This window comes from Myxococcus llanfairpwllgwyngyllgogerychwyrndrobwllllantysiliogogogochensis, assembly GCF_006636215.1.
GTDB lineage: Bacteria > Myxococcota > Myxococcia > Myxococcales > Myxococcaceae > Myxococcus > Myxococcus llanfairpwllgwyngyllgogerychwyrndrobwllllantysiliogogogochensis.
In genome coordinates this window covers 32,765-55,388 of record NZ_VIFM01000012.1, presented here as the reverse complement: position 1 = coordinate 55,388, position 22,624 = coordinate 32,765, and the positions used below count along the sequence as shown (strand labels likewise).

The window sequence follows — 22,624 nt, the reverse complement described above, 5'->3', positions numbered from 1 at the left end:
CGAAACTCAAAGGAAGACATGCGCCCGGCGTCGACGCGCTCCCCGTCGACCTGGTCGCCCGGTTTTCACCGGCCGAAGTACCGCGCGCCGCCGCTCTGCTCGCGTCGTGGCATGTTCTTGAGAGAATCGTCGCTCAACCTTGACGTTTCCGTCGGGGAAGGAGGGTGCATCTTGCGCGGGCCTGCATATCCAGCAACCCATGAAGGAGCCGGAAAGCTCATGTATCCCCGAAGATTGGTGACGCTCCTCGTGGCGACGCTCGCCGCGTGCATCACGATTCCCGGTGCGGCCCCCGCCGGAGACGACTCGCTCGCGGCGCGCGCGGCGGAGGAGTCCCGGTCGGAGCACACGCCGCCGCGCCGACTCAACGTCCAGGTGGGCGCTCGTCCCTATTATCTGGTCGAGGACATGGATGAGAGCCCTCTGAAGCGCAAGCTCCAGCAATGCTCGGAGGGGCCGTTCTCCCGGACGGAGTTCTCCATCGGCCATCGCGGCGCGCCGCTCCAGTTCCCGGAGCACACGAAGGAGTCCTACGAGGCCGCCGCGCGCATGGGCGCGGGCATCCTCGAGTGCGACGTCACCTTCACGAAGGACCGGCAGTTGGTGTGTCGGCATTCGCAGTGCGACCTGCACACCACGACGAACATCCTCGCCATTCCCGCGCTGGCGGCGAAGTGCACACAGCCCTTCCAGCCGGCGGACCCCACCACCGGCAAGCCCGCCTCCGCGCTCTGCTGCGCCAGCGACATCACGCTCGACGAGTTCAAGCAGCTGTGCGGGAAGATGGACGCCGCCAACCCCTCGGCGGCCACGGTGGCGCAGTACCTGGGTGGAACGGCTCCCTGGCGCACGGACCTCTATTCCGCGTGTGGCACGGTCCTGTCCCACAAGGAGAGCATCGAGCTCTTCAAGCGCCTGGGCACCAGGTTCACTCCGGAGCTGAAGGCCCCGAGTGTCCCCATGCCGTACCAGGGCACCTATACGCAGGCCGCCTACGCCCAGCAGATGCTGGATGAGTACAAGCAGGCCCGCGTCCACCCGAGCCAGGTGTGGCCGCAGTCCTTCAACCTCGACGACGTGAAGTACTGGATTCAGCGCGAGCCGCAGTTCGGCAGGCAGGCCGTCTACCTGGACGGGCGCTATGAGATTCCGGGCACCCGGTTTGATCCGAACGACCCGAGCACCTGGGTGCCGGGCATGGACGAGCTGGCCGCGTCGGGCGTGGAGGTCATCGCGCCGCCCATCTACGTGCTGCTCACGCTGGATGCGCAGGGGAGAATCATCCCGTCCGCGTACGCCAGGGCGGCGAGGGCCGCGGGTCTGGACATCATCGCCTGGTCCCTGGAGCGTGACGGCCCGCTGGCGAAAGGCGGCGGCTTCTATTTCCAGTCCGTCAAGCAGGCCATCAACAACGACGGCGACATGCTCGTCGCGGTGGACGTGCTCGCCCGGCACGTGGGTGTCATCGGCATCTTCAGCGACTGGCCGGGCACGGTGACGTACTACGCCAACTGCATGGGTTTGTAGACCGGGTTCAGGACGTTCAAGGAGGATTCTGTATGCGATTGGACCGTCGTGACTTCCTTCGTCTCTCCGCGCTGGGTGGCGGGGCGCTGGGCATGGGACCTGGATTCTGGAAGGGGGCGTATGCCGCGCCCGCGCAGCCGGGGCCGAGCCCGTATGGGGCCATGTCCGGCTCGCCAGATGCCAACGGGGTGAGACTGCCGGCGGGGTTCTCGTCGCGCATCCTCGCGCGCTCGGGGCGGGCCGTGGCGAGCACGGGCTACACGTGGCATTCCGCGCCGGACGGGGGCGCCTGCTTCGCGCTCTCTGATGGCGGTTGGGTCTACACGTCCAACAGCGAGCTGTCCTCGGGGGGCGGCGCGAGCGCGCTGCGCTTCGACGGAGCGGGCGCCATTGCTGGCGCGTACCGCATCCTGTCCAGCACGCGCAGCAACTGCGCGGGAGGCCCCACGCCGTGGGGCACGTGGCTGTCGTGCGAGGAGTACGGCAGCGGCCGGGTGTGGGAGTGCGACCCGACGCGGTCGTCCCAGGGCTTGGTGCGTGGAGCGTTGGGCACCTTCGCGCACGAGGCGGTGGCGGTGGACCCGGACGGCCGCCGGCTGTACCTCACGGAGGACAGCACCAGCGGGCGGTTCTATCGCTTCACGCCGTCCGCGTGGCCCTCGCTCACGGCCGGAACGCTGGAGGCCGCGAAGGTGACGGGAGACCCCTTGGCTGGCACGGCCACGCTGACGTGGGTGGTGTGCGCCGCGTCCAGTCCGGCGTCGAGCCAGTCCTCCGTGGCGTCCAGGACGACGGCCTTCAACGGCGGAGAGGGCTGCTGGTTCGACAGCGGCGTCGTCTACTTCACCACCAAGGGCGACAACCGTGTGTGGGCCCACACGCCCGCCAGCGGACGACTGGAGGTCATCTATGACGACAACCTCTCCTCGGGCTCGCCGCTGACCGGCGTGGACAACGTCACCGTGTCCCGCTCGGGAGACCTCTTCGTCGCCGAGGACGGCGGGAATCTGGAGGTCTGCATCATCACCCCGGGCCCCAGCCGCGTGGTGGCGCCGTTCATCCGGCTGGAGGGACACTCCAGCTCGGAAATCACGGGCCCGGCATTCAGTCCGGACGGGCGGCGGCTGTACTTCAGCTCGCAGCGCGGCACCACGGGGCAGAGCAGCGGAGGCATCACCTTCGAGGTGAGCGGCCCTTTCCGGTGACCGACTCGGAAGGGACCGCCGATTCGAGGGGCTTCGCCGAGGTTACGGTGCGAGCACGCCGTTCTCGAAGACGGGCGTCGTGATCACGCTCGCGCACGACGGGACAAGGCTGGCGCCGAGTCCGACCTCGCTCAGGAAGAAGGCGCGCACGCTGTACCCAAGCGAGAACCCCCCTCTCAGCCGCTGCGCGTCGGCGGCCGTGTCGTTCACCCCGAGCTTGAGGTACGGGGTGCTGAGGCCGCTTCCGCCGGGCCCGGTGCCTCCGCCAGGGATGGTGATCGAACAACCGGGCTCGTAGTTGTACGTGGTGGTCTTGAGGGTGCTCGTGTTTCGCGCCAACAACCGGCCGACGGGCCGCGTGTTCCAGACCAGGTTGCCCGTGCGCGCCACCGTGAGCGGGAAGGGCCAGGTGGGAACGCCGACTCGCGGGACGCCGTTGGGCCCGGAAGACAGCGTGGTCGTGGGCGTGACATTCGCGACGGTGTCGTTCATCCCCAGTCCGCTGGCGAGGAAGAGCACCGCATCCCCGGCGGGGAACTGCGTCGCGGTGCGGGTCATGTCGAACGCGTCGTAAGGGGTGCGGACTCCGATAGACGGTGCCGGCACCTTGAGGTTCACCAACAACTGTCCGTTCTGCACGGTCGAACCATCGAGGAAGAAGTTGACCGTCGACGACGTGGGGAGCGAATCGGTGACGGCCTTCTCGACCGAGTCGGCGACGCTCTTGCCGTTATCGGCTTCCACGACGTCGTAGACGATGGCGGGAATGATGCCGAGGATCGGAATGACCTGAACGATCTCGCACAAGAACGGCCAATCGAGACTGCCGGACGCCGGCGTCTCCCAGTGGACGGAGATACCCTGGTTGTCGGCGTTCAGCGTGAACTTGCCCTGCGCATGCACGGTCGGGTCGCACCAGCCGTTGACCTCTGCCTTGAAATCAAACCCAAACGTGACGCCGGAGGACGTCACCGCCACTTGCAGCTTGGAAGGGTCGTAACCGTAGATGCGGCGACTGTTCGGATCGTCCGGGTTTTCGCGGGTGGAGTTCGTGGCACCGTTGAACTTCTCGTAGAGCGCCTTCCCAAACATGTTGAACAGCTCGGCCCGAGTAAAGTTGATCGGGGCAGTCGCGCCGACAGGGTTGACCGAGTCCACACGGACCAAGGGGAAGCTGTACGTCTCGGTCAGCCGACCCATGTCTCGGCCGACGGTGATCGTGACCATGTCAGTCGAGCCGTCACCCTGGTACGGAAAGAAGACCCAGAGGTTGTATCCGTACCGGGTGGGATCCTTCGGCTGCGACGTGGACGCTTGCGCTGAATACCAGAACCCGTTGGTATAGCTGGTCGTCAGGACGGTCGAGCCAACCTTCACCTCCTTGATGTACGTGCACTTGTCGGTGACCAACTCCATGCGGACGCCGTTGCCGGAGACGTACTGGATTCCGCCGCGGCTGAAGCGGCCATTCGCGGGATTGAAGCCGGAGGGGGCACTGCCGCCCGGTAGAAGTGCGTTGGGGCTTGCGAAGGTATTGCTGAAGATCTGCGGCTTCGTCGCCTCGTTTCCACACGTGTTGAGGCGGGTGGGGAACGAGACCGGGCTTTGCTGCTCGCCGAGCGCGGGTGAATCGGTGAACTCTTCTGTCTCAGCACTGCCGCACGCAGCGAGCGTCAGTGTCAGCGCGAGAAAAGCGGATTGCAGTCGAAGCGTCATGGGGCCCCCCTCAATGAACGGCGTTGTCAGTCACTCGCAGTCAGTGAAAGTGATTCCGGCCGCGAGCGGAGCCTGTATTTCCTGATACACACTTGCGGTCAAGTCAGGACAGGCAGGCCGGGCCACGCTGGCGCATATGTGCAATGACTTGGCGCGGCCAGTGAACTGGCGGATTGAAATGTGTCGTTGCGCGGGGGCAGGGTGAGGGGGTCGGCGCCAGTTTGTCATCGTCCCCATGGACGCGTGCGACGGCGGGCGCGGAGGCGCTGCTGCTGGCCACGGCGCGGAAGCGGAGGGTGAACGTGGAGCTGGCGCGGCAGGAGGAGTGGTTGGCGTGGCAGGCCCGGATCTGCGTCCCGGCGCGCGTTTCTGTTCAGCAACCGACCTCAACTCATCGAAGCCTTCACTCCTCCTGTCGCTTCGACCCGCGCGCCTGTCGTCCCAGCGACCGCTTCTGGAAAAGGCCTTGATTCACCCGCGCGCGTGCGCTCCAAGCTTCACCACTTCACGAGCACACGCCGCGTGGGCGTGTCGTTGCGCAAGGTGGCGGGCTTCATGGTCTCGATTCGTTCCAGCGTTCTCTCCTGCATCGTCGTGCTCGGCGTCATCGTTGCTTGCGGGAAGGACTCCACTCCGCCTCCCGTCGATCCACCCGACGCGTCCGTGCCGGAGCAGTGCGACGGCGGCGGAATCGTGCTGTGTGGCGGCTCCTGTGTGAACACCGGGGCCGACCCGGCGCACTGCGGTGGCTGCGGCAATGCCTGCGCGGCTGGCCAGGGCTGTGAGGAGGGCGTCTGCGTCCTGCGCTGTCAGATTGACGGCCAGCAGGTTGCGTCAGGGACGGTGAACGCGGCGAACCCGTGCGAACAGTGCGTACCTGAGACCTCCGCGACCGCGTGGACGCCACGGGCGGACGGGACGCAGTGCGGCGCGGGACAGGTCTGCTCGGCGGGCGCGTGCGGCCCGAAGTGCTTCATTGACGGCAGCCTCTACGACGAAGGCACACCGAACCCGGCGAACGCTTGCGAGGCGTGTCTGCCCACGACGTCGACGACGCAGTGGTCGGCGCGGGGGAGCATTCCCCTGCTGGTCGGCGGTGAAGACATCACGGCGCAAGGTTGGAGGGCGATCACCCAGGCGCCGAACACGCTCACGTACGGCGAGGACTACGTTCGCCTGGAGACGTCGACGAACAGCGGAGCGCGGACGAGCGGGCAGTTGCTCCTCACGCGGGCGAACGTGGTTGACGCAACGAAACCCTTCAAGCTCGTGGTGACGGCGCAAGTCGAGTCGGCGAGCCGCCACAACCAGCTCGACAGCGGCGCCGCCATCCTGGGGAGCTTCACGTCGCCGTTCGGCAACTCCGTGGACCGTTCGCAGATGATCTACCTCGACAGTGCGGCGATTGGCTGGGCGGATGACACTCAGTCCGCGGCGTTCCCGGTGATCAGCGGCGGGTATCATGTCTACGAACTGGCGGTGGATGCGGCGAAGGTGGCCACGGTGAGCATCGACGGCGTCGCGAAGCTCACGCGGAACAACTTCATGGCGGACGGGAACATCGCCATCGGCGACCAGACCAACGACCCGAACGTCGATGGCGTGATGCGCATCAAGTCCGTCGAACTGCTCTGCCCCTGAGGCTGGTGGGGGCCGCGACGCATGCGAGGGGTGGGGCCCGCTCGGTCCTGCCCGCGGAGCCTTCCATCCCAGCTGGAAGGCACGGGGTCGTCCTTGCCAGAGAGGTGCATCCCCGCGGCGTCCCGTCCGGGGGCCCGCGCGCGGAGGGGTTGGCAGATACGGGCCGAACGGGGATGCTTACGGGAATGACCTGGACACAAATTGGCATCTTCGCCAGCGTCTTCGGAGTCGGCCTCGGGGTAGCGAGTGTCATTGGCTACGTCCGTTGGCGGCACTGGACGCAGCAACTCCAGACCTGGCAGGACTTCGCCAACACTCGCGGCTGGTCCTTCACTGCGACGTCCGGGTTTATGTACTCCGCGGGGACGCTGGAGATGAAGGGCCGCCACGCCGGGCGGGCGATCACCGTGGAGACCGAGCACCGGGGCTTTGGCAGGAGTTTCCACATCGTCACCATCATCCGGCACGGGCTGGGTGACGGCTTTCCGCGCGAGGTGACCATCCGGCCCGAGACGCTGGGCGACACGTTCCTCAGACTGTTCGGCGTGAAAGACGAGGATGTTGGAGATGCCAGCCTCGATAACGCGTTGGACCTGAGGAACGTCACTCCCAAGGCCCGCGCCTTCCTCCTCAACGCGGAAATGCGGCGGCCCTTGCTGAACCTGGCCCACGTCTTCGAGACCTTCTCCATCGAGAGCGGCGTCCTGACGGTGGAGGTGATCGCCGTCCCGCGCACCACCATCGAGCTGTATGGATTGCTGACGCCCGTGCGTGAACTGGCCGACGCTGTCCGGGGCGAGCGCGGCCCTACCGACTGATGGCCCCGACGAACCGCGCGAGCACCTCAATGGGCAGGCGAGGGTAGAGTGGCCACGGAGGTGGCATGCGCCTTCGTATCTTCCATCACGCGTTGTGGGTCCTGTCGGTCCTGCTCTTGACGTCCGCGGTGGCCGAGGAGCCCTCGGCCAGGGGCCCCCATTTCATCGAGGGGCTCGTCGTCTCCTCCTCGGGACCGGTGCCCGACGTGGAGGTGCGAGCCACCTTCCGTGAGCACGTCCTGAGCACCCGCACCGACGCGCGAGGCCACTTCGTGTTCCGAGGCGTGGCCGGCGCGCCATGGGTCCTGACAGCGACGCGTGGCTCCGAACTGGGGACCCAGACAGTGACGATGGTGATGGGCAACGAGCGCTTCGTGGGAATCGAGCTGGCACCGCCCCGGGTCGTGAAGGGCCGTGTGCGCGGGGCGGCCGGCACTCCCCTGAAGGGCGTTCGGGTCCGAGCAGGAATCCAGCAGCGGCTCGGGCTGCTGAAGTACCAGGAGGTGCTCACCGGCGAGGACGGCGGGTTCGAGGTGCCTGTGCCCGGGTTCTCGCCCATCGCGGTCCTGGTGAATGCTCCCGAGCACGTGTCGCGGTACATCGCCCCCGCCTCGGTGGTGGCCCCGCTGGACGTGGTCCTCGAGCGCTCGGAGCCGCTGCGGGGCGAGGTCGTCGACAGCGATGGGAAGCCCGTGGTCGGCGCCTGGATTCACCTCAAGCACTACGGCCGAGTGGGCTTCCCCTCGACGTGTTTCTGGCCGCCGCCGCTCTCGGCCCAGACGCGGGCCGACGGCTCCTTCGAGCTGCCGGAGCTGGCGCGGGGCCGCTATTCCTTCCTGGTCGAGCCCAAGGACCGGCTCTCCGCGCTGGGCGAGGTGGTGATTCGCTCACAGAAGGTGCGCTGGGTGGTGCCCGCGGGTGGGCGATTGACTGTCGCCGTCGTGCTCCCCAAGGGATTGATTCACCCAATATGGGTGCACGTGGACGGGCCGCTCGGGCACCGCGATGTCCGAACCTCCTCCAGGGCTCGGCGTCCGGATGAAGCCGGGAGCGCGAGCTTCGATGGGATGGTTCCCGGCAGGTACCTCGTGTCCTTGAGCTTCGACGTGCTGGAGGAGTATCGGAGGGTCTCCCGTGAGTTTCGCTTCGAGGGCGAAGCGCGGACGCTCACGTTGGACCTCCAAGGCGCTCGCCGCTTTCGTGGCCGGCTCGTCGACGAGCGCGGCGTGGCCATCCAGGGCGGGCACGCGGAACTCAACCTGGAGCTGACAGGAGGGACGAAGCTGCTGATTCGCCGGGCGACGGCGCGCAACGGGGGCTTCGCGTTCGAGCACGTTCCGCCGGGCGAGGCGAGTGTGTTCGCGGACGCGCAGGGCCATGACGAATCGCAGCGGGTGAAGGTCCTGGATGAGCAGCCCGAGCCGGTCCGGCTCGTATCGAAGCGCGAGGCGAGCGTCCGCGACGCGGTCCGGGTGAGTGGCCGGGTGGTGGATGCTCGGGGCCGCCCCATCCCGTCCTTCCAGGTGGCGCACCAGTCATTCGAGAACGCGCGGGGGCGCTTCTCCTTGTCCTTCCCTGTCGAAGGGAACAAGCCCCTGTACGTGAGCATCTCCGCGGAGGGGTTCGCTCCCGAGCTCCGGAAGCTCGCGCCTCGCGCCGGGGCGACAGTCCGTCTCGGGGACATCAAGCTGGGGATGGGGCGGCTGCTCACGGGGCGCGTGGAGGCACCGAACGGGCAGGGGCTCTGGGAGGCCACGGTGCGGTGCAGATGGCCCGAGCTGCCCGGACGTGACGGGCCGGATGTGTGCTACGGAGCCACCTATCCGGATGGAAGTCTCTATCTCTCAGGCGTTCCCGACGAGCCCTTCCTGCTGGAGATCCAACATCACGAGTGGCCGAGGACGCGGCGGCTCATCCCCGCGGGTGTCGACACCGCGCACCTGCGTCTGTCGCCCGGGCTCACGCTGGAAGGCGTGGTGAGGGATGCCCGGGGCCTGCCCCTGGAGTCGGGCGGTGTGCTCGCGCGAATCGATGGAGAGGACCACTTCGGGACGCTCTCGACGGACGGGACCTATGTCCTGCGGGTCCCGCCCGGGGCCGGCGCCATCGAGGTGCTCAATCGACCCAGTGAGCCGGTGCCCTTCGAGGGCGCTGAAGGCCAGACGGTGCGCGCGAACCTGGTGGTGTTGACGGGAAATTGATGTAAGGCCGACAGGGGCCGGGTGAGAGCTACTTGGGGGCGCGGGCCGGCGTCTCAAGCTCCCGCCGGGCCCTGGACTTGGTGACGCCGCGGCCCCGCTGCCCACCCAAGCCGGAGAACCTCCCATGTCAGACTCATCTCGCTCCCTCTTCTTTGGCGCCAATGCCGCGCGGACCGGCCACTTCGAGGGAGCGGGACCTCTCGTGGTCAAGAGGGCCCGCTGGAAGTTCGCGCCGAGTTCGCCCGTGACCACTCGCAACACGCCTGCAATCCATGATGGCGTGCTGTTCGCGAACTTCGATAACGACAAGCTCTACGCGCTCGACCTCTCGAAGGGAAAGGAGCTGTGGAACGTGCGGGTCGGAGGGGGCGTTCCCGAGAGCATCTCGAATCCGATGGTTGCGCATGGATTGCTCTTCGTCGTCGGTGGCGGGCAGTGCCACGCCGTTGACCTGGGCACGCACGCCATCCGCTGGAGCGTCTCGTGCGACGCCGAGGCGACCTCCTCTCCCATCGTTGTCGACGATGACGTCTACGTGGGAACGCGGCTCGGTGGGGTGGTCGCCATCGACGCGCGCACGGGAGCCGAGCGATGGCGCGTACTGCTGCGCCGTGGTGAGAGCGTGCAGTCCGCGGTCAGCGTGACGCGCGAGTACGTCGTCGTCGGGACCAGCCAGGGCTTCGCCGAGGGCCACGTCGTCGCGCTCGACCGCGCCACGGGAGTGGAGCGATGGTCGGCGAAGGCCGGTGCGATGGGTCATGGCGGAGCGCCCGCCATCAACGGCAGCACGGTCTATGCCCTGTCCGGTCTGGGGAAGCGCCTTCGCGCGCTCGACCTCGCCAGCGGCAAGGAGCGTTGGTCCTACGAGACTCGCGGCGCGCTGTGGGGGACGCCCGCCGTCGCGGATGGCGTCGTGTGCTTCACCGGCGATCACGCGATTCTCCACGCACTGAACGAAAAGACCGGGAAGGAGCTTTGGTCAGTCACGCTCGACAAGCCGCCTGCCGCCACGGTCTCGCCGGCAATCGCAGGGGACGTCGTCTACATGGGGGCTGGCAACGCCATCCACGCCTGGACGCTTCGGGAGGGAACAGAGCGCTGGCGGTGGAAGGCGCCCTACCGCGTGACGACGGCGCCGCTCGTCGCCGACGGGACGGTCTACGTGGGCTGTGAACGCGCGGTCATCGCGCTGGCGTAGCGTCCGGGTCCGGACCCGCCCCTGAATCGTGTGCGGTGGGTTCGGAGAGGCAGCCGAAAGGCCTCACGGCCGCCTTGCCGAGGGGCGTCGTGAAGGAGGGGGCTGTGCCGCGTCGACTGCGGTCGAGGGAGCGACGTCCTTCCCCGAGAGTGTCTCCAGGTACGCACAGAGCATGTCAGCCAACGCATCGGAGTAGCTGGCAATCTCCGAGGGTGTTCGAGGCCTCTCCGAGAAGGATTTTCCCACTGCGCTGAGCGTCGTCATGACGAGGTCTCCCGCGAGCATGCGCGCGGGTCTGGGCGTTGTGGGCAGGACCTCGCGCATGAAGCCCTCGAACGTGGCCTTGCTCGAGGCGCGCACCTCGCGGGCTTCGGGCGCATCCCGATAGAGAGGCGCGGCGTCACTCAGCGCGACGCGGACCGCGGCCTCGTCGCACTCGGATTGGATGAAGGTGTGAACGAGAGCGCGGAGCCGTGCAAGCGGCGGACGCGTTGTGTCCTCGAGCAGCTTCTGAGTGAGCGCTGTTGTCTGTCGCCACTCGTCTGCCTGGAGTCGGAAGAGGACCGCCGCTTTGTTCGGGAAGTACTGGTACAGCGACCCGACGCTGACGCCGGCCTTCTCGGCCACGCGTGCCATCGTGAAGCGCGGGGCTCCCTCCTTCGCCAGAACCTGAATAGCCGCGCGGAGGACCGCGTCGACGAGCTCGTTCGAGCGCGCCTGTTGGGGCTCTTTTCTCGTGGAGATTCGAGGACTTCGTCGCGGGCTCATGCGCACTCCCGTCAATGCGAATTGTGAACCTGAATGATTCGTCGCATTTTGTCCAGCGTCACACTTGATGCCGCACGGAACGGAGAAACCGATGACCACGCTGACCGAAAGCCCTCTTGCCCCCCTGCTCAACCGCTTGTTCGAGGAGGCCGAGGCGATGTCGCCTCTCGCCATCCCGGAGATAGCGGCGCTCTCGCGCGAGGAGCGGGAGCGCATGATGCGAAGCAAGACGGACTACCTGGAGTTCTACGGACGGCTCAAGAACGCCGCGCTGGCCGTGTCGCGCGAGACGGGCCTCCTGCTCTACATGCTGGCGCGCGGTTCGGGCGCGCGGACCATCGTCGAGTTCGGGACGTCGTTCGGAATCTCCACGCTGCATCTGGCCGCCGCACTCCGAGACAATGGTGGGGGCCGCGTCATCACGAGTGAATTCGAGCCGTCGAAGGTCGCTCGTGCACGAAGCAACCTCGAAGCGGGCGGCCTCGCGGACCTGGTGGAGATTCGCGAAGGAGATGCACTGAAGACTCTCGCGCTCGACATCCCCCCGCGGGTCGACCTGCTCCTGCTCGACGGGGCGAAGGCGCTCTACCCGGACATCCTGCGAATGCTCGAGGGCCAGCTCCGTCCGGGGGCGCTCATCGTCGCCGATAACGCTGACGACAGCCCCGACTACCTCGCGCGGGTTCGAGACCCGAGGAGTGGCTATCTCTCGACGCCATTCGCGGAGGACGTCGAGCTGTCCATGCGGCTCGGCTGAAGTGTGAGGACAGACGCGACATGAATCGCGAGTCCCCGGGTTGCCCACCGACAGCCCCGCTTCGACTTCATGGAGCTGTGGTGGGCAGGCCTGAAGCGGCCCACGCAGGGCACGAGGGTGAAACGGAAGGCCCGCGCTACTCGCCGACGATGTCCGAGCCCAGGTTCACGCCGACACTGTACGCGCGGCCTGGAAGGGATTGTCGGGGCCGGTCATTCGGACTCAGCCCGGAGTGCCGGAGGGCGCCGACGACTGTTCGAGCGTCAGTGATTCGATGCATACCTGTGCCGTGCTTGCTTCGGACGTCGCTTGCTCCGCCGCGCTCGCGTCCTCGGTCAATGAGGCCGATCCACCCAGCCCTTCTCCACATTCGCAGGGGCCAAAACGGCTGTTGACGCAGTAGCGCACGCTCATCGAGCCGTCGGGACAGAGGCACGTCTGGGTGTCTCCGTCCTGACAGAAGGCCAGTGCACTTCCAGTGGGGAACGCCAGTGCAGCCACCAACAGCAGTCCCTGCATGAGTTTCGAAGTCATACGCGCACTCCTGGGGGTTGGACCCGGATATCCGGATTCATTCGCATCATGAACCCACTGTCTGCGCATGGCCATGCGGGAAATCCCTATCTTCTCGTGAGGTCGTCAGGCGCCGTGGCGACCCGCGGGGAAGCAAGGGCCGCACCGGTCGGCGACAGAGAAGGTTGTCTCCTGGAGGGTATCCGTGGCCCATGCTTCTCGCGGAGGAAGGAGAGGCCCCGGGTTTGTTCGACGAGTGATACTCTTGTAATGGAGTGAACATCGGGAACTCAATTCCAGGAGAAAAATCCATGTGGGGAGCGACGGTCATCCGGGGCGTGTTGCTGGCGACGGGGCTGCTGGTGATGGGATGTGGTGGGGCGGGCGTTCCCTCCGAAGTGGAGGAGGACGTCGCGTCTCGTGAGGAGGGCCTGCACCCGATCTGCCACTCGCTGTACCGCGTGAAGTTCTACACCAACAGCGCCTACACGACCCTGAGCGGGGAAGGGGCGTGTCTCACCTGTGAGCAGGCGATGACCCTCTACTACGGCCTGCCCACCAGCTACGCGGTCTACGAAGACGTGCGCGACATCTGCTTCTAGCGGATGAAGTTGTTGGGCATGCCGAGCACCTCGTTCGGGAGGCGCTGGGGAAGCTGTCTGACGAAGACGAGCTCGAGCCAGCGCTGTAGACTCATCCCTCATGTCTCCAAAGGCCCAGCCCTACACGACGCTCACCGGTGCGCGGTTCGAACCCCTGGCAACGGAGGTGGGCCTCGAGCGCTATTCCCTGATCGAGGTCAGCGATGATTCGGTCAACTACGAGGACCTCTTCGGCGGACGTGACGTCACCTTCGTGGTGCACGAGGGCACGCTCTCGTTGAGTGGTCCGACGTACGTGGGCAATGAGGATCCGATGGTGTGCGTCGTCGAAGGGGACGTCATCGTCGACGGCCCGCTGGTGATTCGCGACGTGGGCGTCTACGTGCCGCTGTGGATCAAGGGCTCGCTGATTGCGAGCGACCTCGTGTTGGTACACGAGGCGCAGGTGTTCATCGAGGGGGACCTCAAGCTGACCGGCAACCTCGTCACAAATGGGACGGATGCGACGCATCTGGTCGTCCACGGTGAGGCCCAGGTCGGCGCGTGGCTGCGGCCCAGTCAGCGTGGAGCCATCTATTTGCCGGCGTCGATTCCGGACCCCATCGAGGGTGATGCCCTCGCGGCTCGGCTTGCGCCCACGCTCAGCTCGTCACAGTCGTGGGTCGAGCACGTGCTCGCGGGGCAGCGGCTGCTGCGCGACTGAGGAAGAGGGACGGTCAATGCATGGGAGGGATGGGAGCCCCCTGCACGTACGGCAAGACCCGCCGCCTGCCTCCACACCTCACGCAGGCGAACACGTTGAAGTCGAACGTCCTCCTCGAATGGCCTTTCGGGAGGACGACGGGGACTCAGTCCAGTCGGCCCCGAAGTGACGGCTCGAGCTGTTGCAGCAGCTCTCGGGCCTGCTCTTCCTCCGTGAGGTGCCGCTCGTAGCGCAGCCGGCCCGCCGTGAGCTCCCAGCAGTCGAGAATATCCTCGCACTGCGTGAGGATGGCGTACCAGCGCGCATCCTCGAGCAGCGGCGCGGCACTCTCAAGGATGCGCTGCGCCAGCGCGTACTGCGCGTACACCATGTCAGCGCCGGCCGGCATGAACTCGAGGTAGCGCGACGCGGGCGGCAGCGGGGTGCTGTCACTCAGGTTGAAGCGCGGCCCACGACGGCCGGACCCTGGCTCGAACAACCCGATTGCGTTGCGCGGCGGCCCCCCTCCCATGTCCGGGTTTCGCGCCAGCGCCTCGGCCACCAGGCGCCGCGCCTCCTCCTCGCTTCCAGCCCGGACGGGGAGCATGGCGGTCCATCGGGTGTGGAGCGGAGCGACCTGCCAGACTCGGACGGTATGCATCAGCGAGGACCCGAGCCCCTCCAGGTGCGCCGAGGGCGCCTTGCTGCCGGGGGGATCTCGCTTCATCGACTGCCCAACATAGAGCAGCCGAACAGGTGCGTCGACCTGCCCGAACTCGGCCATGCGAACAGGCGCAGGCGACTGTCGGCGGCGGACTGGAGGGCCTGTTCGACGACGGCGCGCACGCCGCCGTGAAGTTGGCGCGCCTGCGCCGCTCCGCTGCCGAGGTGCTACGCGCCCTGCCCCCGAGCGCCGTGTTCGTCGCGGACGAGCAGGGCGTGAAGCGGGGCTGGGAGGGCTCGAGGGGATGGGACCCGCCTCCGCGAGCGTGGAGGTCCGTAAGCGACCGACGTCCGACGTCCTGAACTGGGGTGGACCCGCCGGTTCACTCCGGCATGCGACGACCCAATCCGGATGAGTGGAAGCAGTTGGTAGAAGAGTTCGAGGCGAGCGGGCTGACGCAGAAGCAGTTCGCGACCAGGCATGAGGTCTCGCTCAGCGCCTTCCAGTACAAGCTGTACAAGAAGCCGAGGTCCGCACTGGGGCGGAGGCCCGAATCGACAAAGAGGCCACGAAGGCACGACCCACGGCCTGAGGCCAAGCAGCCCCCTCACGTCGCTGCCGTGTCGCCCGTGCTGCCACTCTCCGTGGCAAGGGTGGCGCGCGCGACTGGCAAAGCGATCAGCAGGGTGCGGAAGGGCCGGGACGAAGCTCACGGCGGCGCCCGGCCCGAGGGAGTCGTCGAGGTTTGGCGCATCGCCGGCAAGCGGCCGTGGATCGATCGCCGGCGACTGGCATGATGGGGTGCGATGCACTCCCTTCGACGCCTCCGCCACGACCGCATCTCTGCGTGGCTCACCGCCCGCGGTGACGACGAGCTGGCGGCGGCCCTCCGAGTCGCGCCCACCCACGCCGTGGGGGTGGGCGGTGGCACCTCGGTGCTCGACGTGGACGGCGTGCCGGTATTCGCCAAGCGCATCCCGATGACCGACCGGGAGCTGGCCCATCCACACAGCACCGCGAACCTGTTCGACCTGCCGACCTCCTGCCAGTACGGCATGTACCGCCTCGCAGGTCCGGGTTTCGGCGCCTGGCGCGAGCTGGCTGCGAACCTCCTCGTCACCGAGGGGGTCCTCGCCGGTGAGGCGGAGTCCTTCCCCCTGCTGCACCACTGGCGGGTGCTTCCCGGCCGTGCACCTGTCGCCTCGGAACAGCTGGACATCGACGCCGTGGTCGCCCAGTTCGGCGGCGACCCGGCCGTGCGCATCCGCTTCGAAGAACTGGCCGCCGCGACCTCCAGCCTCGTGCTCTTTCTCGAGTACGTCCCTTCTTCGCTGCACGAGAGGCTCACCGACCCGGTCGGCCAGGCCGGGACCCTCGAGCGGCAGTTGTTCGAGATGGTGGCGTTCCTGCGTGGCCGCGAGCTGCTCCACATGGACGGACACTTCGGCAACATCCGGGCCGACGATGAGCGCATCTACCTCGTCGATTTCGGGCTGGCCACCTCGCCTCGGTTCGACCTGTCGAACGCCGAGCGCGACTTCGTCGCGCGGCACGTCGGCCACGATGCCGAGTACGCGGCGATGCGGCTGGTGAACTGGCTCGTCACCACGGTGTGCGGGCTACCGGTGCCGGCGGGCGGTGGCCCCGTTGAGCGCAACGGGTACGTGCGCCGATGCGCGAGCGGCGACATTCCGCAGGACGTGCCGGCCGCCGTGGCGGACATCCTCTCTCGGCACGCCCCTGCTGCGGCGCGGATGAACGACTTCTGCTGGCGGCTGCGCGACGGCGACATCCACGCGGAGTATCCCGGCGCGTAGGCCCGCCTCGCCGCGGGCATGCTCCCGTTGCCGACGCCAGCGCCGCTACCCACTCCACCGTCGGCCCCTCGACCCGCAGGCCACCGGGGCCGTGCACCTTGAGGGCCCCGGGCGACTACAGCCCTCCGGCCTCGCACGCCACGAGCACCGGCTGAAACGCGGCGACAGTCACTCCTGCGCGCGCTGACCGCTGCTTGCAGCGGCTGAGAGTCCAGGGACTCAGCCCCGTTCCTCGGCCACGCCCTCTTGGCTTGCGCCCTGAGCCTTGCGCGCCTCCAGCACCGCGAGTGCCTCCTGCCGCAGCGCGTCCGTGAAGCGCCCGCGCGTACCAGCCCCCCGCTCGCTTGGCCGTATCCGTCCGACGGACGACGTGCTGCGGGGTGTTGCCGGGATGAGTGTGGCAGGTCATCCCTCGACGGATGCTGAAGAGAGCTGAGAAGCCGGAGTGGGTGCGCGTCGCGGAGGAGGTCGAAGCGAGCGGGCTGACGCAGCGGGAGTTCGCCGGGCGCCGGGGGTTGCGGCTGAGCACGGTGCAGTCATGGGTCTACCGCCGTCGGCGCCAGGTGAGCACCAAGGCCGAGCCAGCCGTGCGCATGCTCCCAGTGCAGGTGAGCAGTAGCCGACCGACGGGTGACGTTCGCGCGCTTCAACCGCCGCTCCTTCAGCGTCGCTTCACGAGGCCTGGGCGCGTTGCCCGAGGCCTTGCGCAGTTCGTCTTCGACGCGGGGGAGCTTCTCGCTCTTCTTTCCGAAGACAGTCCGCTGGAGGAGCGCGAGCTGGGATTCGATGCTGCCCACGCGCTCTTTGAGGGTGAGGTTTTCCTGCTCGAATCCGGACTGGGTCGTCGCATGCCGGAGTGAACCGGCAGGTCCACCCCAGTTCAGGACGTCGGCCGTCGGTCGCTTACGGAGGTCCAGGACGACCGGTTCCTGTTTTCGCGCACGCTCGACCTCGGGGAGGGAGACCAGTCCGATGGGTGGACCGGCCACCTCGAATCAACTCACGACGGCGTCACCTTCCCTCGGACCCGAGGCCCCCACTCCGCGCGAGCAGTGGGGGCCTCCCGTCATCGCCTACGGGCGCTGCTGAGCGAGCAACCACTCGTAGAGGTTCGGGGAGTGATACGTGTGGTCCGTGTAGTAGGCCCGGGTGTAGGCCGCATGTCCCACGTTCTCGTAGCGAGTCACCACCGTCGGTGACGGAGGCGAGCAGGCGTTCAGTCGCGCGACGAAGTCCGTGGCCGTCCGACCCCAACTGCTGTCGTTCGCCCCGTAGAACTGCCAGACCTTCACGTCCGCCTGCGCGAGATGGCACGCGTCGGTCGTCACGTTGTCCAGGTCCGGCGTCCAGATGATGCCGCCGTAGTGGGCACCATCCGTGGGGGCAATGGCCGCGATGCGCTGGGAGTTCGCGAGCGAGAACTCCACGAAGGCGGTGGTACCGAAGCCTCCCAGCGACAGGCCCGTCAGGTACACGCGCTTGGGATTGATGCGCAAGCCGGCCTGCGCGACGTCGAGCAGGCGCTCGATTTGATAGGGATGCCAGCTCGAGCCGCTCTCGCTCAACTGCGGGACGAGCACCACGAAGGACTCCGTCACCCCGTTGACGGTGAACTCCAGCGGGTGCCCCGCGTTGATCTGCGCGGGCACGCCATTGGCCAGCGTCCTGGACAGCTCCGTCGTGCCATTGCCACGCTCCCCGATGCCGTGGAGGAAGATGAGCAGCGGCCACCGACGGAGCGGGTCGGCGTCATACCCACGCGGCAACGACTCGTAGTACCCCATCTGCCCGTTCCAGAGCTTGGGCACCGTGGTCACCCTCGGCGTGAGGGTGCGCTGGGTGACGGGCGGGGGCGGCGTGCTGGCACGCCGGTGGGAGAGCATCCAGTGGTAGATGTTGCTGGCCACCGGCTGCGTGGGGGACGCGCCCGAGCCGATGATCCAATGGTCCCCTGTCGCGGGGCGCGTGTAGCGCGGTGCCGGGTCCGGCGCGGGGGAGCAGGCGTTGAGGCCGTTCACCGCGGCGTCCGTCGAGCTCACGTGCACCGTGCCGTCATCCGCCGCGTGGAAGGCCCACACGGGCACGTCCTCGGTGGCCAGCCGGCAGACCTGCGACACGCCGTTCACGCTGTAGACGCGCCCGCCCGAGAAGGGAACGATGGCGGCAATCTGGCGGGCGTGCGCGTCCGAGCGCTGCGGGAAGCTCCAGGTGTGGAACGCGCCCAGCGAGAAGCCCATCAGGTACACGCGGTCCGCGTCGGCGCGGAGATTCGCCTTGGCCGAGTCGATCATCGCCTGGGTGAAGAAGTCCTGCCAGTCGCCGTAGTTTCCGTGGAGCTGCGGAATCATGACGATGAACGACTCGTTCACTCCGTTGATGGCGAACTCCAACGGCAGGTTGTCCCGGACGAGCGTCATGTTGCCAAGCACGCTCGGCAGCGACTCCGGGGTGCTGCCCTTCTCGCCGACGCCGTGGTGGAAGACGATGACCGGCCACTTGCGGTTCGGGTCCGTGTTGTATCCGCGAGGCAGCGACTCGTAGTAGTGGATGAGCTTGCCGCCCGCCGTGACGGACTTCTCGGTGAGCGTGCGCAGGAAGGGCGTACCGCTTCCCGTACTCGGCACCACGGACACGCTCACGTCATCGGACGCGCTCGCGCCCTGGGCATCCGTCACCGTGAGGCGGAAGACGTAGGTCCCCTGCGTCAGGTTGCTCGCGACGAGCGGGGTCCAGGGGTTCTGGTAGAGCCGCGCCGTGGTGGGACCCGAGACCTGGGACCACACGAAGGTCATGCTCTGTCCCTCCGGGTCGGAGAAGGACTGCTGGAGCGCCACCGTGTTGGTGGGCAGCGGCACGGTGCGGTCGGCCCCGGCGTTCACCACGGGGGGCTGATTCACCACCACGCCGCCGTCCTGCTCGATGACCTCGAGCACGCCCAGGTAGCCGAAGATGGCGCCGGGCTTCATCGTCACGGTGATGTCCAAAGCCCCGTTGGAGGGCACCAGGTTCGTCAACTGCACCACGCCGTCGATGTTGTTGGTCGCCTGCAGATCCACCGCCTGCGTGCCCACCGTGTAGCGCGTCGTCCTGTCCGCCGTGTCACCCGCCATCCGCGACGCATAGAAGCGCAGCGAGTAGGTGCCATTGATGGCCAGCCCGGAGAGGCGGACCTGCGCCTGCGAGTCCGTCGTCCCCTCGTTGGTGCCAATGAAGAACGTGTCCCGCGTGGCCGACGCGGGATAGACGGTGCTCGCGGTGGTGCCCCCGCCGTTGTAGGCGCCCGTCCAGCCCTGCCAGAACCCGTCCGTTATCTGGAGCGACAACCCCGAGCTCACGCCCGTGGCGTCCACCAGGTTGCTCAGCGATGAGCCCGTGGAGCCGAAGTGGAGATTGTTCCACCCCGGCGTGGCGGTGGGCCCGTCACCGAAGTCGACGAGGAAGCGCCGCTCGGCGGCGACGGCCTCGGAGGCGCCCCAGACCTGGAGGAGCAGTGAGACCACCGCGAACATGGGAAGTCCGGGCAGTGCCCGGCGGAAGATACGCATGATGGAGAACCCTCCTTGGTTCGCCTTCATGGTATCCAGGCCTAGCAATATTTACATGAATTTCGTGTTCCTTTGGCTGTCGTAGTACCACTGTATCTGTATCCAGGCTGCCGGAAAGGTGGCCCCCCGCGGACCTCGAGACGCCGTCCGGGCTCAGCGGAGGAAGTGCCACGCGGCCTCTTCGCCCAGGTCGCCGTAGAGCGGCCGGTCCAGGGCCACGACCTCGCTGTTGAGCAGTCCCAGCAGGTGATACATCGACCGCAACCGGCCAATCTGGGTCTCGACGGCGGGGCTGTAGGCGGGGCCATTGAGGTCCTTGTTCTTCACCAGTCGGCTCGAGCCGACGCCCCCGAGGGTCGTCCGAGTCCGGCCCAGGCTGCTTCAGCTTCATTCCCCGGCTCCGCGCGTGTGACCTCATGCCTGGAGAACACTCGGCAGGCAGTGCGTGAATCTCCTCCATTCCGTCCGTCGTCTGGCACGTTGGTGCTGCCGCGCGTCTTTGCGCCAGGTCCCGAATCGTGTGTCGGTGGTCCGGAGAGGGCAGGGAGGAAGGCTCCTCGGAGGCATCATTCAGTGGTGTCTTGGATTGAAGTCAGCAAGGCCCTGTCGAGAGCGCGACGGTCATTTCAGACGCCAGTGACTTCAATGGCAACGGCGATGATAAGGTGCAGGGGGCTGGCTCGTTCCGGGTCGACTCGCCGGACAGAAGTGCGACTGTGTTTGTCGCCTGGAAGATTCCTCTGGAGTGGTAGTTGATTGGGGCTGGAACCTTCGCGTGGCCTTGATGGCAGGATTTGCGCCCGGAATGTGACGCTAATCACTCCCTTGGTGATGTATAGTCCGTGGCGGGGCCGGAAATTCTTCGCGGAGTTCCATCATGCCGCTACAATCGCGACGCCTCTTCTCGTGTCTTTGCATCTTGCTGCTGGCTGCATGTGGAGGTGAGTCCTCCGACCTGTCCTCCCATTCCACCTCGCGCGGGTCGCTGGTCCAGGATGACTACGGAGACGTGCCGTGGGAGGCCACCCCTGTCGATCCCCATGCCGGCCCCATCGTGGGCGCCCTGGACTTCGACGGGGACCACGACGTCTTCTCCTTCACCGCCCAGGCTGGGCGCTACTACCGTTTCCAGTGCCTCTTCTCCGGCCCGCTCTCGGAGTGGACCCTTCGCCGCTTTGACGCCCAGATGCAGGGGGCGGAGACCGAGGGGGTCTGGGCGCCGCCTGGAATGGGCATCCACTTCAAGGTGGCGGTCACGGAGCCCACGTACCTGAGCATCTCCTCCCGGCCCGCGGTGACGGTGAGTCCCTACTCCTGTGAAATCGTCGAGCTGGGTTTGGACGACCATGGGGACCTGGCCGCCACCGCGACGCCCTGGAACCCAGCGACCGCTGCTACGGGCGTCCTTGAGTATGTCTTCGACCGGGATGTGTTCTCGCTGTCCCTTCCACGGGGAGCCGTCTATCGCGTGCGTTGCGAGTCGACGACGCTGAACCCCTGCAAGGTGAATGTCACCTCGCCGGTGGGGACTGCCACGGGAGCGACGGTCCAGGCAGCCGTCTTCAATGCCACGCACCCGGGGACCTACAGCGTAGAGGTCACCCCGGACTGGTACGCGCCCTTGCTCCTCAATGGTACCTACGCCCTCCAGCTCGACTTCCTCGAGGCCGACGACCATGGGGACGTGCTGGAGTTCGCCACGCCGCTAAGTCCTTCGCCCACGCCCTTCACCGGCAGGGTGTCGAATGCCAAGGACCGGGATGTCTTCACCTTCTCGGCGGTACAGGACCATCTCTATCGCTTCACCTGTAGTGCGCCACCGAGCCCTGGCCTCCTGCTCCGTGACGGCGCTGGGGTGGCGGTGGAGGGCTCGGTCCATGTGTCGGGTTGGAGCACGAGTGTCTCCGTGGAGGCGCCCGCTGCTGGTGGCTATTCCGTCGAACTCTTTCACGACAACTTCGTCGGCCCCTACACCTGCGCCCTTGAGGACCTGGGGCTGGATGACCATGGGGACTCGGCTGGCGTGGCGACGGCCATCGCGTTCCCCACGACGCTCGACGGCCACCTGGAGACGCGCGGGGACGTGGATGTGTTCACGTTCCCTGTCCAGGCGGGGCGCATCTATCGTTTCCTTCGCACGAGTGGCACGGGGAGTTCCCAGTCCCTCCAACTCAGGAATGCCCAGGGGCAGTCGCTCCAGACCTCGAACTCCGGGCATCTGATTCATGAGGCCACGGAGGACGCGCAGTACACCCTGGAGGTGAAGCTTGATCCCGGTGGCATCCGCTACCCAGGAACGTACGTCATCGAGGCCACCGACATGGGGCCTGACGACCACGCGAACACGCAAGTGGGCGCGACCGTACTGGTGCCGGGGCAGACCGCGACGGGCTGGCGGCATCGCGAGCAGGACCGGGATGTCTTCGTCTTCCACGCGCAGGACCAGACCCTCTACAACTTGTACTGCACGGTGTGCGATCTCACCTTCGAGACGCCCAACGGGCCGGCGCGTCGGATTCACCATGGAGGTCCTACCCGGTTCTTTTTCGATCCGGTCGAGGCGGGGCCCATCTATGTCACCGTCAACCAGGCGTTCGTCGGGGCCTTCTATGACCTTCGGTTGGAGGTGGCCGCAGTGGATGACCATGGGGACGACGTGGCCCATGCCACGGTCATCACCTTCCCATCGTCGTTCATGGCCGGGTTGGATTCCTTCTACGACGTGGATGTCTTCGCGGCCGACCTGGTGGCAGGTCAGCCGCGCCGGGTCCACGTCCTGGGCGCCTACTCGATGTTCCAGGTGTTGGACCCGATGGGCCAGCCGGTGGCCGTGAACTCCGTGGGCGAGTTCACGCCGCAGCTCTCGGGGAGCCACCATGTCGTGGTCAAGGTCGACCCCTGGTATGCCTACCAATCCGGGGCATTCCGGCTGACGCTGGACTGAGGTTGCCGGGGTTCCGCGAGGGCACG

19 protein-coding genes and 1 pseudogene are annotated in these 22,624 nt (G+C 67.0%); 13 read left to right on the top strand and 7 right to left on the bottom strand.

Going from position 1 to position 22,624, the window contains the following annotated elements; all coding sequences use genetic code 11:
* Positions 1 to 219 precede the first annotated feature (219 nt).
* Both FJV41_RS04870 and FJV41_RS04865 read left to right on the top strand, forming a co-directional pair.
* Positions 220 to 1,527: a glycerophosphodiester phosphodiesterase family protein gene (locus FJV41_RS04870; protein WP_141641218.1), complete on the top strand. Its 1,308-nt coding sequence runs from the start codon at positions 220 to 222 to the stop codon at positions 1,525 to 1,527.
* Positions 1,528 to 1,559: 32 nt separating this feature from the next.
* Positions 1,560 to 2,732: an alkaline phosphatase PhoX gene (locus FJV41_RS04865; RefSeq protein WP_141641217.1), complete on the top strand. Its 1,173-nt coding sequence runs from the start codon at positions 1,560 to 1,562 to the stop codon at positions 2,730 to 2,732.
* 42 nt (positions 2,733 to 2,774) lie between these two features.
* Here the strand turns inward: FJV41_RS04865 and FJV41_RS04860 are convergent, their stop codons facing one another.
* Positions 2,775 to 4,448 carry a hypothetical protein gene (locus tag FJV41_RS04860; RefSeq protein ID WP_141641216.1) on the bottom strand — a complete coding sequence of 558 codons (1,674 nt, stop codon included), beginning with the start codon at positions 4,446 to 4,448 and terminating at the stop codon, positions 2,775 to 2,777.
* Positions 4,449 to 4,931: 483 nt separating this feature from the next.
* Between FJV41_RS04860 and FJV41_RS04850 the strand changes: the two genes are divergently transcribed.
* The 4 genes from FJV41_RS04850 to FJV41_RS04835 all read left to right on the top strand — a co-directional run bounded on the left by FJV41_RS04850 (position 4,932) and on the right by FJV41_RS04835 (position 10,306).
* Positions 4,932 to 6,089, top strand: a complete 1,158-nt coding sequence (locus tag FJV41_RS04850; protein ID WP_246136993.1) for a hypothetical protein — start codon at positions 4,932 to 4,934, stop codon at positions 6,087 to 6,089.
* Between the two features lie 185 nt (positions 6,090 to 6,274).
* On the top strand, positions 6,275 to 6,907 hold the full coding sequence (locus FJV41_RS04845) for a hypothetical protein (RefSeq protein ID WP_246136992.1): 633 nt from the start codon (positions 6,275 to 6,277) through the stop codon (positions 6,905 to 6,907).
* A gap of 65 nt (positions 6,908 to 6,972) precedes the next feature.
* On the top strand, positions 6,973 to 9,108 hold the full coding sequence (locus FJV41_RS04840) for a carboxypeptidase-like regulatory domain-containing protein (protein ID WP_141641214.1): 2,136 nt from the start codon (positions 6,973 to 6,975) through the stop codon (positions 9,106 to 9,108).
* Between the two features lie 124 nt (positions 9,109 to 9,232).
* On the top strand, positions 9,233 to 10,306 hold the full coding sequence (locus FJV41_RS04835; protein WP_246136991.1) for an outer membrane protein assembly factor BamB family protein: 1,074 nt from the start codon (positions 9,233 to 9,235) through the stop codon (positions 10,304 to 10,306).
* 63 nt (positions 10,307 to 10,369) lie between these two features.
* Here FJV41_RS04835 and FJV41_RS04830 read toward each other — a convergent pair whose 3' ends face one another.
* A complete protein-coding gene (locus FJV41_RS04830) occupies positions 10,370 to 11,074 on the bottom strand; it encodes a TetR/AcrR family transcriptional regulator (RefSeq protein WP_141641239.1) in 705 nt (234 codons plus the stop codon).
* 91 nt (positions 11,075 to 11,165) lie between these two features.
* Between FJV41_RS04830 and FJV41_RS04825 the strand changes: the two genes are divergently transcribed.
* Entirely contained in the window at positions 11,166 to 11,831 is a 666-nt protein-coding gene (locus FJV41_RS04825; protein WP_141641213.1) for an O-methyltransferase, read from the top strand.
* A gap of 222 nt (positions 11,832 to 12,053) precedes the next feature.
* On the opposite strand, the gene FJV41_RS04820 is transcribed toward FJV41_RS04825, so the two are convergent.
* Positions 12,054 to 12,365 (bottom strand): hypothetical protein, encoded by a 312-nt coding sequence (locus tag FJV41_RS04820; RefSeq protein ID WP_141641212.1) that lies wholly within the window; start codon positions 12,363 to 12,365, stop codon positions 12,054 to 12,056.
* A gap of 290 nt (positions 12,366 to 12,655) precedes the next feature.
* Between FJV41_RS04820 and FJV41_RS04815 the strand changes: the two genes are divergently transcribed.
* The gene (locus FJV41_RS04815) at positions 12,656 to 12,946 is read left to right on the top strand and encodes a hypothetical protein (protein WP_141641211.1); all 291 of its coding nucleotides are present in this window, start codon (positions 12,656 to 12,658) and stop codon (positions 12,944 to 12,946) included.
* Positions 12,947 to 13,046: 100 nt separating this feature from the next.
* The gene (locus tag FJV41_RS04810) at positions 13,047 to 13,649 is read left to right on the top strand and encodes a hypothetical protein (RefSeq protein ID WP_141641210.1); all 603 of its coding nucleotides are present in this window, start codon (positions 13,047 to 13,049) and stop codon (positions 13,647 to 13,649) included.
* Positions 13,650 to 13,794: 145 nt separating this feature from the next.
* Here FJV41_RS04810 and FJV41_RS04800 read toward each other — a convergent pair whose 3' ends face one another.
* Positions 13,795 to 14,355: a hypothetical protein gene (locus FJV41_RS04800; protein ID WP_141641209.1), complete on the bottom strand. Its 561-nt coding sequence runs from the start codon at positions 14,353 to 14,355 to the stop codon at positions 13,795 to 13,797.
* A gap of 329 nt (positions 14,356 to 14,684) precedes the next feature.
* On the opposite strand from FJV41_RS04800, the gene tnpA (FJV41_RS56885) reads away from it, so the two are divergent.
* From tnpA (FJV41_RS56885) to tnpA (FJV41_RS56975), 3 genes and pseudogenes are all read left to right on the top strand, one after another.
* The gene (tnpA, locus tag FJV41_RS56885) at positions 14,685 to 15,089 is read left to right on the top strand and encodes an IS66 family insertion sequence element accessory protein TnpA (RefSeq protein ID WP_438616731.1); all 405 of its coding nucleotides are present in this window, start codon (positions 14,685 to 14,687) and stop codon (positions 15,087 to 15,089) included.
* A gap of 138 nt (positions 15,090 to 15,227) precedes the next feature.
* Positions 15,228 to 16,109 (top strand): protein kinase family protein, encoded by an 882-nt coding sequence (locus tag FJV41_RS04795; RefSeq protein WP_217442863.1) that lies wholly within the window; start codon positions 15,228 to 15,230, stop codon positions 16,107 to 16,109.
* 419 nt (positions 16,110 to 16,528) lie between these two features.
* Positions 16,529 to 16,723: pseudogene (gene tnpA, locus FJV41_RS56975) on the top strand (IS66 family insertion sequence element accessory protein TnpA); the annotation flags it as partial.
* Here tnpA (FJV41_RS56975) and FJV41_RS56970 read toward each other — a convergent pair.
* From FJV41_RS56970 to FJV41_RS52060, 3 genes are all read right to left on the bottom strand, one after another.
* On the bottom strand, positions 16,646 to 16,906 hold the full coding sequence (locus tag FJV41_RS56970) for an IS66 family transposase (RefSeq protein WP_181790394.1): 261 nt from the start codon (positions 16,904 to 16,906) through the stop codon (positions 16,646 to 16,648). The pseudogene tnpA (FJV41_RS56975) and the gene FJV41_RS56970 sit on opposite strands and share 78 nt — an antisense overlap.
* Positions 16,907 to 17,182: 276 nt before the next feature.
* A complete protein-coding gene (locus FJV41_RS04785; protein ID WP_141641207.1) occupies positions 17,183 to 19,654 on the bottom strand; it encodes a carboxylesterase family protein in 2,472 nt (823 codons plus the stop codon).
* A gap of 153 nt (positions 19,655 to 19,807) precedes the next feature.
* Positions 19,808 to 19,981, bottom strand: coding sequence for a hypothetical protein (locus FJV41_RS52060; RefSeq protein ID WP_174486033.1), 174 nt, complete (start codon positions 19,979 to 19,981; stop codon positions 19,808 to 19,810).
* Positions 19,982 to 20,531: 550 nt separating this feature from the next.
* Here FJV41_RS52060 and FJV41_RS04780 point away from each other — a divergent pair.
* Positions 20,532 to 22,598: a hypothetical protein gene (locus FJV41_RS04780; protein ID WP_181790392.1), complete on the top strand. Its 2,067-nt coding sequence runs from the start codon at positions 20,532 to 20,534 to the stop codon at positions 22,596 to 22,598.
* Positions 22,599 to 22,624: the final 26 nt, after the last annotated feature.